The organism is Candidatus Babeliales bacterium, from assembly GCA_040879965.1.
In the GTDB taxonomy this organism is placed as follows: domain Bacteria; phylum Babelota; class Babeliae; order Babelales; family JACPOV01; genus JBBDJI01.
Map to the genome: position 1 here is coordinate 80058 of JBBDJI010000009.1, position 15104 is coordinate 95161.

The following is a 15104-nucleotide window of genomic DNA, read 5'->3' on the forward strand; positions in this document are numbered from 1 at the left end:
TCAATCATTCACTTCGATTCCCATACTACGTGCAGTTCCTGCAATAATTTTTTTTGCCTCATCCATATCTAAGACATTTAAATCAGGCATCTTAATAGTGGCGATATCTTCAATATCTTTCCAAGATATCTTACCAACAAAATCAACTCCTGCCTTTGATGAACCTTTTGGTATATTAACTTTTTTCTTAATGAGCTCAGAAGTTGGTGGCGTTTTTGTAATAAAATCAAAAGATCTATCTTTATAAACTGTTACAATTATAGGTACCGTTTGACCCTTTTTATCTGCTGTTTGGGCATTAAATTGCTTACAAAACTCCATCATGTTTACTCCATGAGGACCAAGCGCAGAACCGACTGGTGGCGCAGGAGTAGCCCCGCCTGCTGGTAATTGCAACTTTACTTTTGCCTTAATCTCTTTCGCCATAGCTCATCCAATATTAATGTTTAGCACATTATCTTTTAACTTGATTAAACCCTAATTCAATCGGAGTCATTCTTCCAAAAATACTTACCATAACCGTAAGTCGCTCATTTTCTTCCTCAACTTTTTCAATAACCCCTACAAATCCCGCAAATGGACCTTCTGATATCTCCACTTCACTACCAGAAACAAACTCACTTTTCTTAGCAGCCAATGCTACCTCTCCCTTCATTTGAGAAATAACACGGTCAATTTCGCGCTGGGATAGCGGCGCCGGCTCTTTTCCACCTAAAAATTTTAAAACTTTCGGTGTTGATTGAACCAAACGCATTGCTTCTGGCACTAATTCCATTTCAATAAGAAGATAACCTGGAAATAATTGCTGTTCTCCATTACTTTGCTGAGTAACATCAAACATTTTTTTTAATCGCGCCGAAGGAACTAGAATTTGACCAAAATATTGATCAAGCCCTTTCTCTTCAATCCGCCGCAACATATCTTTTTGTATCGTATCTTCGTAACCAGCATAAATCTGCACTACGTACCAACGCTTCATTTGTTTTTCCTGCTGCAAATTTCAAAAAATTCTTTGCGTATCTTTTTAAAACACACGTTCCGCAACCCTATAAAAAAATAAATCCAGCGCACCGAGATATATCGAAAATGCGCATACTAATATTAACACAACAATGACCGATCCAATTAACTCATTCGAACTCGGCCAAACAACTTTTCCTAACTCTTGCCTTACTTGCACAAAAAACTGAAATACATTTTTCATCACATCACCAAGTTATTCAGAAAACATTCCATCTAATCACTACAATCCTTTGTTCTGGCAGGCCAGGAGGGATTCGAACCCCCAACCCGCAGATTTGGAGTCTGCCGCTCTACCAATTCGAGCTACTGGCCTACAAAGGCCTACTTGGTCTCTTTATGCGCAGTATGCTGACGACAGCGCGAGCAATACTTACTTAATTTTAAAGAACCTATCGAGCGTTGCCCCGAAACTTCTTGTGTGTAATTTCGCTCTTTGCAACTCTCACAACTTAAATGCGTTACTGTTCTTTTTTTCTTTGCCATATGATTCTCACATTTTGCCCACTTTAACTGGAGACACACTTACTTTTGGAGCCCGCGACCGGACTTGAACCGGTGACCTCTCCCTTACCAAGGAAGTGCTCTACCAACTGAGCTACGTGGGCGAGGAAACTCTATAAACACATATAGATTAAATAAAAAAAAGGAAAATGACAACTCAATTTTCTTAAAAACCCACGGATAATCTATTGGAGCTGGCGGCAGGATTTGAACCCGCGACCTGCTGATTACAAATCAGCTGCTCTACCAACTGAGCTACGCCAGCATAATTTTTTGGAGCGGGAAACGGGACTCGAACCCGCAACCTACAGCTTGGAAGGCTGTCGCTCTACCAATTGAGCTATTCCCGCTTACTCTATCACAAAAATTTCTTGGTGGCGAGAGCAGGATTCGAACCTGCGAAGGCATATGCCAACGGATTTACAGTCCGTCCCCTTTAACCACTCGGGAATCTCGCCTCCTCTTTTTGCAGGAAATTTCAAAAGTTAGCTCTTATATTATTGGTTTTCTCAAAGGATTTCAACTTTTTTTCTTAAAAAGTACTCATTTTTGTATTCTTTTTTAAGACTACTAATATTTAGTTTAACAATTTTTTTTAATATTGAAATCATAATTTAAAAAACCTATATAAATAATCACCCTTAAAATAGCCTTCCCAAAAAAATTGATCTAAAAAAAATTAAATCTCAATCATTTGGATGCTCTATTTTTTATAAATTTTTCATACTTTTAACAGCAAATTAAAAAAACCTTATTAATGCAATAAAAATTTGCTTATTCTAATAGATCTTATATTATTTGAAAGATATCATAACCTTTTTCAATAGGGAGTTCTCGTATGCTTCACGGCAAAATTTCCAAATACAAAATTATTTACTTTTCTAGCATCATTCTTTTTCTAATTTCGGTGCAGGCACTAGCAAAAGATACACTTTTTCAAAAAGCAGAAAACTTATATCTTTCATCATTTGAAACACAAGAAAACAAAAGCATTTCTCAGAGCCGCAAAGAAAAAACGTTAACAATAGAACCCCCAACATTATTAGATCAACGAGCGGCAGTTTTCAACTTATTCAATAACGCTGAAAGTAACATTGGTGATCAAGTCCAGTTAGATCCAATTTTTTTAAAGAAAATGGAAATTTTCCTTGGGGGAGAAAAATTAGATAACCATCTTTTTAATATTATTCAGCATACCAATACTATTACCGGTGAAGCAAATCTTGTTAACATATTAATTCATCCCACTACTAATGTTGAATTATTGAAAACTCGTCAAGCAATCACAAAAGAATTATTAGATAATCAAGAGTTACAAAATGAACTCCATAATGTTTTAACTGAGATAAAAGAGACTGAACCGTTATTTCTTTCATACTTTGTTAAAGAAAACAAACTAAATGAAGAATTATTTAAAAAAATTTATTTTCCATCCTTATTCAAAAAACTAAATAAAAGCTCTTTAGCCCTAGAAATAAAAACACGATTCAATCATGCCTTATTGAGTTTAAATACACTTTCATCACCGGCAATATTTGCTTGTGCTGCAGCTCAATATAAATATATGAATGCAAAAAAATCTGGCAATCCGATTTCGGTAATAAAAGCGTTACAAGAAGGATTCAAATCTACTTGGCAATTTTTTAGTTTTAAACAAAAAACGTATAAAAATAAGTCAATTACTCAAGTAGTACAAGAACAAGCAATTCTACATGGTCCTCATTGGCAAAATAATCAAAATGCAGTGCAAGCAATGATGCCACAAACTTTTGGAGATCTTTCTTATATTCTTGACCACATAAACACTCTCGACAAATCAGCATTACCGATGTCACCCGCTTTAATAAAAGCTACTATTTTTGGCTATGGAGGTTTAATAGCTGGTATAACTTGCTTTAATGGTTATAAGTCCTGGGAAGAAATTAAACTTAAAAAAGATGTTGCTAATCATTTGCAAACTCAACTAATTTCAGTTTCTCGCTACATGAATGCATTCAATAAATTATTAAATCTTACAGAGCAGCATCCATTACTAAAACAACTTATTGAAAATCAAAATTTATCATTTATGCATGATAAAGAGTTAATTGATTTACTTAATCAATTAAATTCAAATACGTTTCAAGGCGAAGCTTCTTTCTTCTCAATGACTGGAAAAGTATTAGCCGCGCATACTTCTATGAAGGAATTGAAAGATAAATTCATTCCGATTATGAATATTGTGGGAACTATTGATGCGCATCTTTCCATTGCAAAATTATATCAAGCACATCAGCAAATGCCTGCTCGTTATAATTTTGTAGAATTTATTAATGCTCATAAACCAATAATCAAAGCTGTAAACTTTTGGAATCCATTCATAAACCCAAATGTTGTGGTGTCGAACTCTATTGAATTAGGCCATCAAAAACCAAATAATATTATTTTAACTGGTCCAAATACCGGTGGAAAATCAACTGTTATAAAAGGGTTAATTTTTAATATTTTGTTAGCACAATCATTCGGCATAGCGCCAGCAGAACGCTTAACAATAACTCCATTTACTTCAATAAACTGTTATTTAAATATAACTGATGATATTACTGCTGGCACTTCACTTTTCCAAGCAGAAGTACTGAGAGCAAAAACATTAATTGAAAATATTCGCAACTTAAAGGCCGGTCAGTTTAGCTTCACTATCATGGATGAAGTATTTAGTGGTACATCGCCAAAAGAAGGTGAAGATGCTGCACTCCGCTATGCTGAACAATTAGGAAATTTTGAAAATAGCATATGCTCAATTGCTACACATTTTGGTAGATTAACAGAACTAGAAAAGAAAACTTCTTCTTATAAAAACTATCAAGTTAAAGTATTTAAAAATGAACTTGGTAAATGGGTCCGCCCATTCAGATTAGAGGAAGGTAAATCAACATTAAATATCGCCATGGAGCTTCTAGAAGCTGAAGGCATTTTTTAATAATTAACATTAACAATTGAGGGGCTTAACGCCCCTCTAATTCTTTTCTTTAATTATTAAAATTAAATTTATTGTTTTTTTTAGTTTCAATTATCTATCATCAAGATAACCAGGCTGCTTTACTGAAATTGTTTAGAATCTTAAATCAATTTTTATAAGGAAACAGTATAGCTAATTTTGCGTTGATTATTATAAAAATCTATTACAACACGGCATACATTTTTTTTCAAAAGAGGCTCAATAACTTCGGGCCATTCGATAAATGCCCAACTATTTTCAAGATATAAAAACTCATCAAAACCTGCCTCTAAAAATTCATCAACTGATTGTATGCGATATAGATCAAAATGATAAAACAGTTGCCCCTGTATATTTTCATATACATTGACGTAATTAAATGTTGGACTCGTAATTGGTTGATGTATATTACATTTTCTGAGTAAATGCCGAATAATAGTTGTTTTACCAGCTCCTAATGGCCCTTCAAAAGTAAATACTTGGCAGTGATTCATAAGATCTTTAAGTTCATTCACTACCTTATCAATGTCTTCTATTTTAATAATGAATTTTTTCATTGAATTACAACTTTTTTAATATAGCCATGACTTTTCGTTCTTTTTTACTCAATGACGATTCTTTTTTAATTACAAATTCATCTTCTTCAGGTTTTTTTATTAATACCTGGCTTGCCTCTTGCATAAGTAAATCTAATTCTTTATTTATTTGTTCTGGATGTAGCTTGTATATTTGTTCATCACTAATAATTGTTTGCTCAGTAGGTTTTTGTACTGCTTGTTCAATATAACTATCAAAAGCTAAAGAATCGATGGAAACAATATCAAATTCATCGGCATAATCAACAAGCTCGCGATCTGAAGAAACAAGAACTAAATCTTTATTTTTATGTGTATATAAATATTCTTTAATTGCATCATCAGCACTTTTATCTCTTCCTGGATAAATTATGATTACTTGTCCAATTTTTTCGCGTGAAGGCATTGCAAAATAACCGCCATCAAAAATAAGAACTACTTTATGTTTTTTTTTACGCGCATATTTATTCAACATCTGAATATAATTACTTTTTTCTTCATCTGAAATATCGCTCTGAAATCGTTGCTTTAGTAAATTATACGCATCTATAACTATTATCATATCAAACTTTTCTAATATTAAAGGAACTAAACCTTAGTTTAAGAAATTAAATAAAAATGTCTAAAGTTCTAAACCATTCCATAAATTCTTTTAGTTTCATTATGATAAAAATAAAAGCAAAAGGAAAAAATGCCCTACAAATCGATTACAGATTTACCCGAAAGCGTCCAAAATAATTTGCCTGAACATGCGCAAGAAATTTATTTAAAAGCTTATAATAATGCATATCAAGAATATCAAGATCCTTCCAAGCGCAGAGATGATGCTTCTTTAGAAGAAACAAGTGCACGAGTAGCGTGGGCCGCCGTAAAAAAAGAATATGAAAAAAATAATAAAGGAAAATGGGTAAAAAAATAACACATTATTTAAATATCCCCTTTCTCATTGCAAATTAACGGAAAAATAGATACATTAAGGAATAAACACGCTTAAAATTAGGATATCCGTATGTCAGAACTTATTGCTATGAGGCAACGTATAAAAGCAGTGGGAACAATCAAAAAAGTCACTCATGCAATGCGATTGATTTCAATGTCTTCTCATAGCCGTTTGAAAACACAAAAAAGTTCACTACAAGAATTTCGCAAAGCTTTATCAGAATTAATTCAATCAATTTTGCATGTATTACCAGAATGGCAGCAACCAATCTTATGGCCACAACAAGAAAATGGTCCTACATTAAATATTATTATTGGATCTCAAAAAGGTCTTTGTGGTAATTTTAATATACATCTATTTCATTTTTTAGAAAAAGAAATTACCCAAACCAATCGACAAGAATTACAAACAATTGTCATTGGCAAAAAAGCGATAGATTATATTGGCAATAAATTTGGCACAACCGTTATGCAATTTGAAGAATTTACGCAAGGAAAAGTGCTCGCTATTGCGCAAAAAATTGTCCATCATATTTGGCATGCAAGAATTCCTTATTCTTCAATTACCATTTATTATAATTTTCCTAAATCTTTTTTTGCGCAAATACCTACGGCGTATCAACTCATTCCTTTTCAAGAACATATCACTAATAATATACAACTCAATGAACCATTCCATTGGGAACAAGATCCTGAAGTCATTTTGGATCAACTTTCTTATTTTCTTTTACAAAGTATTGTCGAAGATATTTTGTTTCAATCACTCATTGCCGAACAAGCATCCAGATTTATTGCAATGGATAGTTCTACCAGGAATGCATCTAATTTACTTGAAGCTATGCGTTTAGATTATAATAAACTGCGGCAAGCAAAAATTACCAGCGAACTTACTGATTTAGTTGCTAGTCTTCAATGATATTTTAGCTCCGAGCGCTTTCAATTTATTTTCCAGGTTTTCATAACCACGTCGCCAATGATGAATGCCAATAATAGTTGTACTCCCTTGCGCAGCCAGCCCTGCTAATACTAACGCACAAGACGCACGAATATCTGAAGCAATAACTGACGTACCATATAATCGTTCAACTCCTCTTATACGAGCTCGATCACCATTAACTTCTATTTGTGCTCCCATTTTTTGTAATTCACGTATATGAAGAAATCGGTTTTCAAATACTGTTTCATGTACAATACTATCACCTTCTGCGAGCGCAAGAGCCGCTATCATAGGCGCTTGCAAATCAGTAGGAAAACCTGGAAATGGCGCCGTTCTAAACGAAACTGCTTTTGGACTAAGCGTAGCTTTTAATCTAATTCCTCTTGGCATTTCACAGGTAATGCTATGGCCCATTTCTGTTAATTTTTCTAAAAAAACCTCTAAATGATTTGCTTGTGCTTCTGGCAAATAAATGTTCCCACCAGTTATTGCGCTCGCAAGCAATAAACCACCCACTTCCAATCGGTCCATCATAACCGTATGATCTATAGGTTTTAATGATGATACTCCTTCAATTTCAATAGTTGCTGGATTTTCGATATGTATATGCGCTCCCATTTTTTTCAGCACCGCAATTAAATCTATTACTTCTGGCTCTAAAGAAGCATTCACAATTATTGTTTTTCCTTTTGTTAATGTTGCTGTCATTAAAATATTTTCAGTCGCACCTACACTCGGATACTCAAGCACAATCTTTGTTGGCACGCATTTTTTAGCAAATGCATGTACATAATCGCCTTCAACTTTTATTTCGATTCCCATTCTTGCAAAATTTTTTAGATGAAAATCGATTGGACGTGGTCCAATTGAACATCCTCCTGGTAATGCGATATCCGCTCTACCAAAACGTACTAAAAGTGGGCCCGCAACTAGAACCGATGCTCGCATTTTTTTCATTAATTCCATATCGACCGTATAACTGTTAATAGAAGAACTATCGACTTGCAAAATATGATTTTCCATATCGAAAAAAACTGTTGCTCCCAAAAACTCTAATACCGAAATCATATGTAATACATCGGTTGATGCTGGCACATTTCTTAATATTGATTTTCCATCGCATAAAATTAACGAAGCCATAATTACCAACACCGCATTTTTTGCACCGGAAATCGCAACTTGCCCTTGTAATTTTAATGACTGCTGCACAATCAATCCAGTGGCTTCATTATCTATTAAATTTAAATCTTCTGCTCTTTTCCATTTTGCCTGATCAGTCGATTTTTTTATTGCTGGAATCATCACTTTCCTCATTTTTACTTATTTATAACATTTACCAAATGTTAATTTTTCTTTACTATAAAAATACATTTTCATTGATTTTTTGTTCATTTGAAGGAACTTAGCAATGTCACATAATAATACGCAAAAAAAAGGAACTTTAGAAGTAATCTGTGGCTCAATGTTTTCAGGAAAATCTGAAGAACTTATTCGCAGATTAAAACGAGCACAGCTCGCAAAAAAAAATGTGCTCGCATTTAAACATAGTTTAGATGATCGCACGTTTATAGAATATGTTGTGTCCCACAATGGTAATAAAATTAAAGCGCTGCCAATAGAAAAAGCTGAAATGATTTTAGAATTAATACCTGCTGATATTGAAGTAATTGGTATTGATGAAATACAATTTTTTGAGCAGAATATCATCAACATCATTTGCAATTTTATTGAACAAGGCAAACGAGTGATTGCAGCTGGTTTAGATTTAGGCTTTAACCGAAAACCTTTTGGTGCTATGCCTTTATTACTTTCTATCGCTGACCATATAACCAAATTAAAAGCAATTTGTATACTTTGTGGTAAAGATGCTCATTTTACGCAACGGTTAGTGAATAATAGACCCGCAAAATTTGAAGACCCAACAATATTGGTTGGTGCACAAGAAGCATATCAAGCACGTTGTCGTGATTGTCATATTATTGATAAACAACCAGAATTTTAATTATGGCTAAACAATCGATTGAATATAATTGTTCTTCTTGTGGCTATAGACCACCTAAATGGATTGGTTGCTGCCCTGAATGCCAAGCATGGGGTAGTATTAGTGAAATTTCACGATCATTAAAATCTAGTAAGCTTGGACGCCTGCAAGAATCATCGCTTACCGTTTTAAAACAAGTTTCTATGAGCAAACATCAACGCATGCTTTCTTTTATCGGTGAATGGGATCGCGTCGTTGGCGGTGGCATTATGCCGAGCTCGTTTATCATTTTAACGGGTGACCCTGGCATAGGAAAATCAACTTTGCTTTTACAAATTGCTAATAACTTAGCCGCACATCATACCGTATTTTATTTTTCTTCTGAAGAATCGTTAGAACAGGTGCGCCAGCGTGCTGAACGGTTAGATTGTCTGCATGAAAATTTATTATGTTCTGATGATGCGCAACTTGAATCAATCATCAATACTTGTGAAGAAAAAAAACCGGATATTATTATTATTGATTCAATACAAAATTGTTATTCAGCAGATTCACAAGTTATTCCAGGCAGCATTGGTCAGTTGCGTGAAGCAGGTTTTAAACTAATGCGTTTGGCAAAAGAACAAAAAATAGCCGTGATCTTAACTGGTCATATCACCAAAGAAGGTACAATCGCCGGACCAAAAATGCTTGAACATATGGTTGATGCAGTTTTTTATTTGCAAGGTGAAGACCGTTGGCAAACACGCGTTCTGCGTTCAGTAAAAAATCGGTTTGGCCCACTTGGTGAATTAGGTTTTTTTGAAATGCAAGAAAATGGATTACAAGAAGTGCCTGATATTAATCAACATTTATTAAGTGAGGCAACTTTTAATCCGGGCTCTATATTAATTAGTTATATTGAAGGCTCACGGCCATTTTTATTAGAGCTACAAGCATTATTAGTGCCTACTAAGTTTGGCATGCCACAACGTATTATTTCCGGCATTGACCCAAAACAAGTAATTTTAATCGCAGCAATTTTAGAAAAATATCTGCAAATTAAATTAAATGCTCATGATATATTTTTCAAAGTGAGTGGCGGATTTAAAATAAAAGATAGTGCGGCAGATTTGGGAATTGCTCTGGCATTGCTTTCTAGTTATTTCCAGCAACCCGTACCAGAAAAATCAATCGCTCTCGGTGAATTAAGTTTAACCGGACGTATCAAGCCCATTAATCAAGTTGGTATTCATATTCGCGAAGCGGAAAAATTTGGCATCCAGCATTTATTACTTGCACAAAATCAAAAATTCGAAAAGACCTCTTGTAATGTAACAAGCTTTAATTCAGTGTATCAGTTGCTTTCGCTTTTTGATGAAAATTCTTAACGATTTATTACCAGCCAGAGATCAATTCTTGCATTGCAGGAGAAATTGTATTTCTTGGTGCAGTCTCTTTTTGGATGGCCATTTTTATTTTTTCAAAAAGAGCTTCTTCCTTTTTCTTAAATGCTTTCCATTCATCTTCACCAACTGCATTGAATGGGATAATCTGAATTCCGCTTTCTGGATTTAATCCACCTTTTTTATCTTGTGTCATAACTAAACAAAACTCAAGCTGATCACTGTTATAGAAGACCCAATCGTCGCTCCAGAAAGATCTTTGCAATATTTGCTCAGGATCAGAACGTAACGTTTTCATAATTAATTCTATATCATTCGTTTCTTTATCATTGATCATTACATGACTCTTTATGGCACCGCTCTGACTTAAATAAACCGATTTAGATAAAATCTCTTTGGGCACCGCAATTAATACCGCAGTACCACTATTGTTATGATTTAAATTTATATAATCAATCTCCAGCTGTTCAATTTCTTGAGAAAATTTTCTATAAATATCCTCGTAGTTATGGAAAGAAAAAATTTCAGCTAATGATAAACTGATACGACCAGCATTATTATCATTAAGGACATAGTCCGCCGTTGAACTTCCTGGATTTGAAGAATTTGCAAAATAGGCATAATTCATAAATAATACATGTTTTCTTACATTTTCACTGAAAGTTTGACCATGTCTTTTAATTATTTTCTGTCTAAATTGCTTTTGCAGAGCAAGACAATCTTGATCATTACATAACGGTTTTGCATGAAGAAACATAAAGTTAGATGTTTTTTGATTATTTTTTATTTCCCATAACTTGGTAAACCATTCTTCTGTCAAGCGATATGCAAACCGTTGGCCATGAAAAAATGTAACATATCCCTCTTGTTCTAATTTATATGCTTTTTTTAATAAATTATTAAGCATATTCCTTAACTCTTTTTTTTCAAGATAAGAATCAATTAAGTGATTTTTGTAATGCTTATACCAAGGAGTATCGGAAAATGCTTCAGGACTCTCATGCACTAACAGATGCTGAAATGTCAGTTGCTTTTGCTCTGCATCCAATAATTTTTTTTCATCTGTACATTGACTTAAATAGGCAAGCAATTTGACTATATTATCAAACTCATTTTCATGTTGCCCTAACTTTTTTATTAACTGATCATACACGCCACATTTATCATATTCTAATTCTCTAAAAAGTTTTGGAGAAACTTTATCCGCATTTTTTATAAAACTTCTTTTTACTTTTTCTGGATGTCTATAACGCAATCCTTTAAAATAAAGAATTATTTCTTTTAAAGTTTTATTATTTATAAGCAAATCACTTTTTTTTAATAAGGGATCAATAAGAATATCTTCTATTTCTGGCTTATTAAAGCAAACCCACCAATAGAGATGTGTCAAGTCATTTTTATTTTTTAGTAGTTGCTCAAAGCAACAATCGATTAATTGAGCCAATTGATCTTTTCGTTCTGGAAAAGTATCAATTAATGTTTTTACTAATTTCAAAGTCTTTTCTGCAATATATTTTTCATTAACTGAGAGAACTTCCAAACAAAATTCTGCAACTTGCTGATTAAATCCAAAAATAGGTTGTTGTAACGCTTCTGAGCTCTTTTTATCAATTAATTTGATAAGTAGTTCTACACCATTTGCATTAGCTAATAACTGATCAATATTTTTTTGTATTAACGGCAACGTACTACCAGAAAACTTTTCATGATTAATATTCATGAAAAAATGATATAATTCATCCGGCCCAATAGCAGTAAAATTTTGATTAATTGCATCAAAAAATATGCTAATTGCTAAATCACTTGTAAGCAATAGTTTTTTTAAAGCGATTGACTTAGATGCTTGCTTAAAAAAATTCACAAACTCTTTTGATTTACAAATATCAACAAAAATATCCAGATCATTAAATAAAGCATTGCACTCTTCATCTGATAATGTATCGGTAATTATCTTTTCCATCAGTTGTTTAATATTTGCAATATGTTGCTGTTTTTTTTGCTCTTGCTGCTTTTGATATTTTTGATAATAATCATGCCCATATACTGCTCCAAAAATTCCGCTTATCAATCCGCCAAAAGTCCAGATCTTCAAGTGCGTACCTGAAAAACTATTTGCCTCTGAATTTTTAAATTCTTTTTCTGATTTATTGTTTTCTTTTTTGCTTGAAAAAGGGCTTAGAGAATATTTTATAGAAAATAAATTAGCCGTTGGCTTATAATAAGAAAAATTGAATTTTTGAGGAGCAAATGATATCAATGTCTTATTATTGAAAAAACTTGAGGGAAGCGTCCGCCACATTGTATGCGTTAAAGAAGAGAACCCAGCAAAAAAAAGAATTAGTAAATACGTTAATTTTTTAACATCCATTTTAAACCATCCATTAAATTTTTTTTCATAATAGAATTATATATCTATATGATATCAAAAGTATTAAATATTGCAATATAAGCAAAAAACAATAGCATCAATGTTTCAATTTGAATATTATACCGGTTAGTTTTGATTAGATATCATATGAATTGTTTTCTTATAGAAACTTTTATTTTGATGGGAGTATAGCCCTCTATCTAAGAGGGCTATACTCCCATCAAAAAACTCTAAAAGATTTACTTGCAAACTACGCTTATTCAGTTTTTAGAAATTCAATAATTTTTTGGTAATGCGATGAATTGCTCATTTTTTTATGAAAAACAATTTACATTGTCTGCATTTCTCGATAAAATTGCATTTCTCTAGTTTTTTAAAAATAGGTTGTAGGTATGAAAAAAATATTTTTTCTCTTAATTATTTCTTCTTTGTTCGCGCATGCAAAAGCAATGGATCCCTTTGATAATTCCAAAAAAAAAGAACTTAGGCAGAAATTGCGATACCTTCAAAGTATTATTATTACGCAAAAAGATAATAACAATGTATTAAAAGAAATAAAGCACCTGGCTATTAATGCACAAAACTGCGGATTCAAGTCTATAGCTACAAAGGCTTATTCAATTCACAAACGCAAAAGAAATCAAAAAGAAAAAAACCAAAAAAAACATCGTAAAATAATATTTGAAGATCTAATGGATATAGAAGAATAATGGCTGGTCCAATTACGCATATTTTACTTGCATTAAAATTATTTAATATTGGTATGCTTGATTCTAATACTGTTGATATAAAACAATTTTTAGTTGGTACAAGTTTCCCAGATATTAGATATTTAGGCGTTATTGAACGGCACAAAACACATCCTGCTAAAATCTCATGGAATGAGATAAAGAATGAACAATCTTCATTTACTGCCGGATTAAAATTTCATGCGCTTATTGATCAAATCCGCGAAGAGTTTATGATTAAGAATAACGCTTATGAGCTTTTTGATAAAAATCCACTACTCAGTCAATGCTTAAAACTTACCGAAGATAAGTTTTTATACAATAAATTAAACGATTGGCAATTGATAGCATCACTATTTGATGATATTTTAAAAGAAGAACTCGCCTTTGATATTACAAAAAAAGATATCGAAAAATGGCATCTCATACTAAAATGGTATTTTTCACAACCAATTAAAGAAGATATATTAGTTCAAGTTTTACAAAAATTTTTACCCTCAATATCTTCAAAAGCAAATCAACTTTCTACGCTCGCTCATAAAATTGAACATAATAAAACTTTTGAGCAACTCACCTATCTCTTTTATGACTCTTTTCAAGATTTATTGAAAAATTATTAAAAACAATTCACCTCAATTATCTTTTGAGATAAATCATTATACAAAAAATCATATTCTCTTATACTAAATTTATATAAAAAATAACAAAAACTTTCAGTTTCATTAGGAATTATTATGAAAACAGGCACTTTTTCTCGACGTCCAATTTTTTGGGTATTGCTATCGAGTATTTTTGTTGGTGGATTACTTTTTGCACTCAAATATTTTTCTGCAGCATTCCCAATCGTAAATATTGATATTCAAATGAGCCGGCCAGAAGCATTAGCTGATGCAAAAAAATTAGCCGAACAATATACTTGGGGCCCAGCTAATTTTGAACAAGCAATTTCTTTTTCAGTTGATGAAGAAACTAAAAACTTTATTGAATTAGAAGGGGGAGGTAAAGAGGTACTTAATAACATTTTAAAAGAAAAATTTTATTCACTTTATACTTGGAATATTCGACATTTTAAGCAATTAGAAACCAATGAAACATTAATTAAATTTACACCTGAAGGAAAAATATACGGCTTTACTGAAAAAATTGCAGAAACTGCTCCAGGAACTGCCCTTTCATCAACAGAAGCACAAAAAATTGCAGAAGCTACTGCGATTAAAGATTGGCATGTTAATTTTGCGCAATATCAATTAGTAGAAAGCTCAGATGAAACAAAACCAAGTGGCAGAATTGATCATACTTTTATTTATGAATACCTTCCTGAAAAAGTCGGCGACGCTCCGTATCGATTACGGCTTGTCATTTCAGGTGATAAACTTACTACTTTTAACTTATTTTTAAAAGTTCCGGAAGCATTTACACGACGTTATCAACAAATGCGTTCTACTAATAATACTATTGCTAATGTTGCCAGCATCATTATGATTCTTTTGTATTTTTTTGGGGGATGCATTCTTGGGCTTTTCTTTCTAATGCGTCGTCGCACAGTTATTTGGTCTCAACCATTTATTTGGTCTTCATTCATTGGCCTTTTATTAACCTTAACCTCTTTGAATCAACTCCCTTCACTTTGGATGACTTATGATACTGCGATTGTAAAAAACACTTTCTACGTAAATTTTTTATTAAGTTT

The 15104-nt window shown here is 32.7% G+C and carries 16 protein-coding genes and 5 tRNA genes; 8 read left to right on the plus strand and 13 right to left on the minus strand.

The genetic code is table 11. The annotated features are described in order from the left end of the window. From rplK to WDZ41_01805, 9 genes are all read right to left on the minus strand, one after another. Positions 1-426, minus strand: coding sequence for a 50S ribosomal protein L11 (rplK, locus tag WDZ41_01765; protein MEX0940064.1), 426 nt, complete (start codon positions 424-426; stop codon positions 1-3). Positions 427-454: 28 nt separating this feature from the next. Beyond that, positions 455-979, minus strand: coding sequence for a transcription termination/antitermination protein NusG (nusG, locus tag WDZ41_01770; GenBank protein MEX0940065.1), 525 nt, complete (start codon positions 977-979; stop codon positions 455-457). A gap of 45 nt (positions 980-1024) precedes the next feature. Further along, complete coding sequence (gene secE, locus WDZ41_01775) at positions 1025-1204, minus strand: preprotein translocase subunit SecE (GenBank protein MEX0940066.1); 180 nt, start codon at positions 1202-1204, stop codon at positions 1025-1027. A 55-nt stretch (positions 1205-1259) separates the two neighbouring features. Further along, positions 1260-1336, minus strand: a tRNA-Trp gene (locus WDZ41_01780). A gap of 8 nt (positions 1337-1344) precedes the next feature. Then, positions 1345-1506 carry a 50S ribosomal protein L33 gene (gene rpmG / locus WDZ41_01785; protein MEX0940067.1) on the minus strand — a complete coding sequence of 54 codons (162 nt, stop codon included), beginning with the start codon at positions 1504-1506 and terminating at the stop codon, positions 1345-1347. A gap of 46 nt (positions 1507-1552) precedes the next feature. Then, positions 1553-1628, minus strand: a tRNA-Thr gene (locus WDZ41_01790). 85 nt (positions 1629-1713) lie between these two features. Continuing rightward, a tRNA-Thr gene (locus WDZ41_01795) sits at positions 1714-1789 on the minus strand. A gap of 9 nt (positions 1790-1798) precedes the next feature. Continuing rightward, positions 1799-1874: transfer RNA gene (locus tag WDZ41_01800), tRNA-Gly, on the minus strand. A gap of 22 nt (positions 1875-1896) precedes the next feature. Beyond that, positions 1897-1982 (minus strand) — tRNA-Tyr (locus WDZ41_01805). Between the two features lie 380 nt (positions 1983-2362). Between WDZ41_01805 and WDZ41_01810 the strand changes: the two genes are divergently transcribed. Beyond that, the gene (locus WDZ41_01810; protein MEX0940068.1) at positions 2363-4483 is read left to right on the plus strand and encodes a hypothetical protein; all 2121 of its coding nucleotides are present in this window, start codon (positions 2363-2365) and stop codon (positions 4481-4483) included. A 152-nt stretch (positions 4484-4635) separates the two neighbouring features. Here the strand turns inward: WDZ41_01810 and tsaE are convergent, their stop codons facing one another. Further along, positions 4636-5058 (minus strand): tRNA (adenosine(37)-N6)-threonylcarbamoyltransferase complex ATPase subunit type 1 TsaE, encoded by a 423-nt coding sequence (gene tsaE, locus WDZ41_01815; GenBank protein ID MEX0940069.1) that lies wholly within the window; start codon positions 5056-5058, stop codon positions 4636-4638. Between the two features lie 4 nt (positions 5059-5062). After that, positions 5063-5638 (minus strand): NYN domain-containing protein, encoded by a 576-nt coding sequence (locus tag WDZ41_01820; GenBank protein MEX0940070.1) that lies wholly within the window; start codon positions 5636-5638, stop codon positions 5063-5065. Positions 5639-5767: 129 nt separating this feature from the next. Between WDZ41_01820 and WDZ41_01825 the strand changes: the two genes are divergently transcribed. Then, positions 5768-5995, plus strand: a complete 228-nt coding sequence (locus WDZ41_01825) for a ChaB family protein (GenBank protein MEX0940071.1) — start codon at positions 5768-5770, stop codon at positions 5993-5995. 90 nt (positions 5996-6085) lie between these two features. Further along, on the plus strand, positions 6086-6931 hold the full coding sequence (locus WDZ41_01830) for a FoF1 ATP synthase subunit gamma (GenBank protein ID MEX0940072.1): 846 nt from the start codon (positions 6086-6088) through the stop codon (positions 6929-6931). Here the strand turns inward: WDZ41_01830 and murA are convergent. Continuing rightward, on the minus strand, positions 6911-8254 hold the full coding sequence (murA, locus tag WDZ41_01835; protein MEX0940073.1) for a UDP-N-acetylglucosamine 1-carboxyvinyltransferase: 1344 nt from the start codon (positions 8252-8254) through the stop codon (positions 6911-6913). The genes WDZ41_01830 and murA overlap by 21 nt on opposite strands. Before the next feature lie 106 nt (positions 8255-8360). Here murA and WDZ41_01840 point away from each other — a divergent pair, with 106 nt between their 5' ends. After that, positions 8361-8954: a thymidine kinase gene (locus tag WDZ41_01840; protein MEX0940074.1), complete on the plus strand. Its 594-nt coding sequence runs from the start codon at positions 8361-8363 to the stop codon at positions 8952-8954. 2 nt (positions 8955-8956) lie between these two features. After that, the gene (radA, locus tag WDZ41_01845) at positions 8957-10303 is read left to right on the plus strand and encodes a DNA repair protein RadA (GenBank protein ID MEX0940075.1); all 1347 of its coding nucleotides are present in this window, start codon (positions 8957-8959) and stop codon (positions 10301-10303) included. A gap of 7 nt (positions 10304-10310) precedes the next feature. On the opposite strand, the gene WDZ41_01850 is transcribed toward radA, so the two are convergent. Then, positions 10311-12686: a hypothetical protein gene (locus WDZ41_01850; GenBank protein ID MEX0940076.1), complete on the minus strand. Its 2376-nt coding sequence runs from the start codon at positions 12684-12686 to the stop codon at positions 10311-10313. 392 nt (positions 12687-13078) lie between these two features. On the opposite strand from WDZ41_01850, the gene WDZ41_01855 reads away from it, so the two are divergent. The 3 genes from WDZ41_01855 to WDZ41_01865 all read left to right on the plus strand — a co-directional run. Beyond that, complete coding sequence (locus WDZ41_01855; protein MEX0940077.1) at positions 13079-13396, plus strand: hypothetical protein; 318 nt, start codon at positions 13079-13081, stop codon at positions 13394-13396. Next, entirely contained in the window at positions 13396-14034 is a 639-nt protein-coding gene (locus WDZ41_01860) for a hypothetical protein (GenBank protein ID MEX0940078.1), read from the plus strand. The genes WDZ41_01855 and WDZ41_01860 overlap by 1 nt, the downstream gene beginning before the upstream one ends. Before the next feature lie 114 nt (positions 14035-14148). After that, on the plus strand, positions 14149-15104 hold a 956-nt coding region (locus WDZ41_01865), incomplete at its 3' end, for a hypothetical protein (GenBank protein ID MEX0940079.1).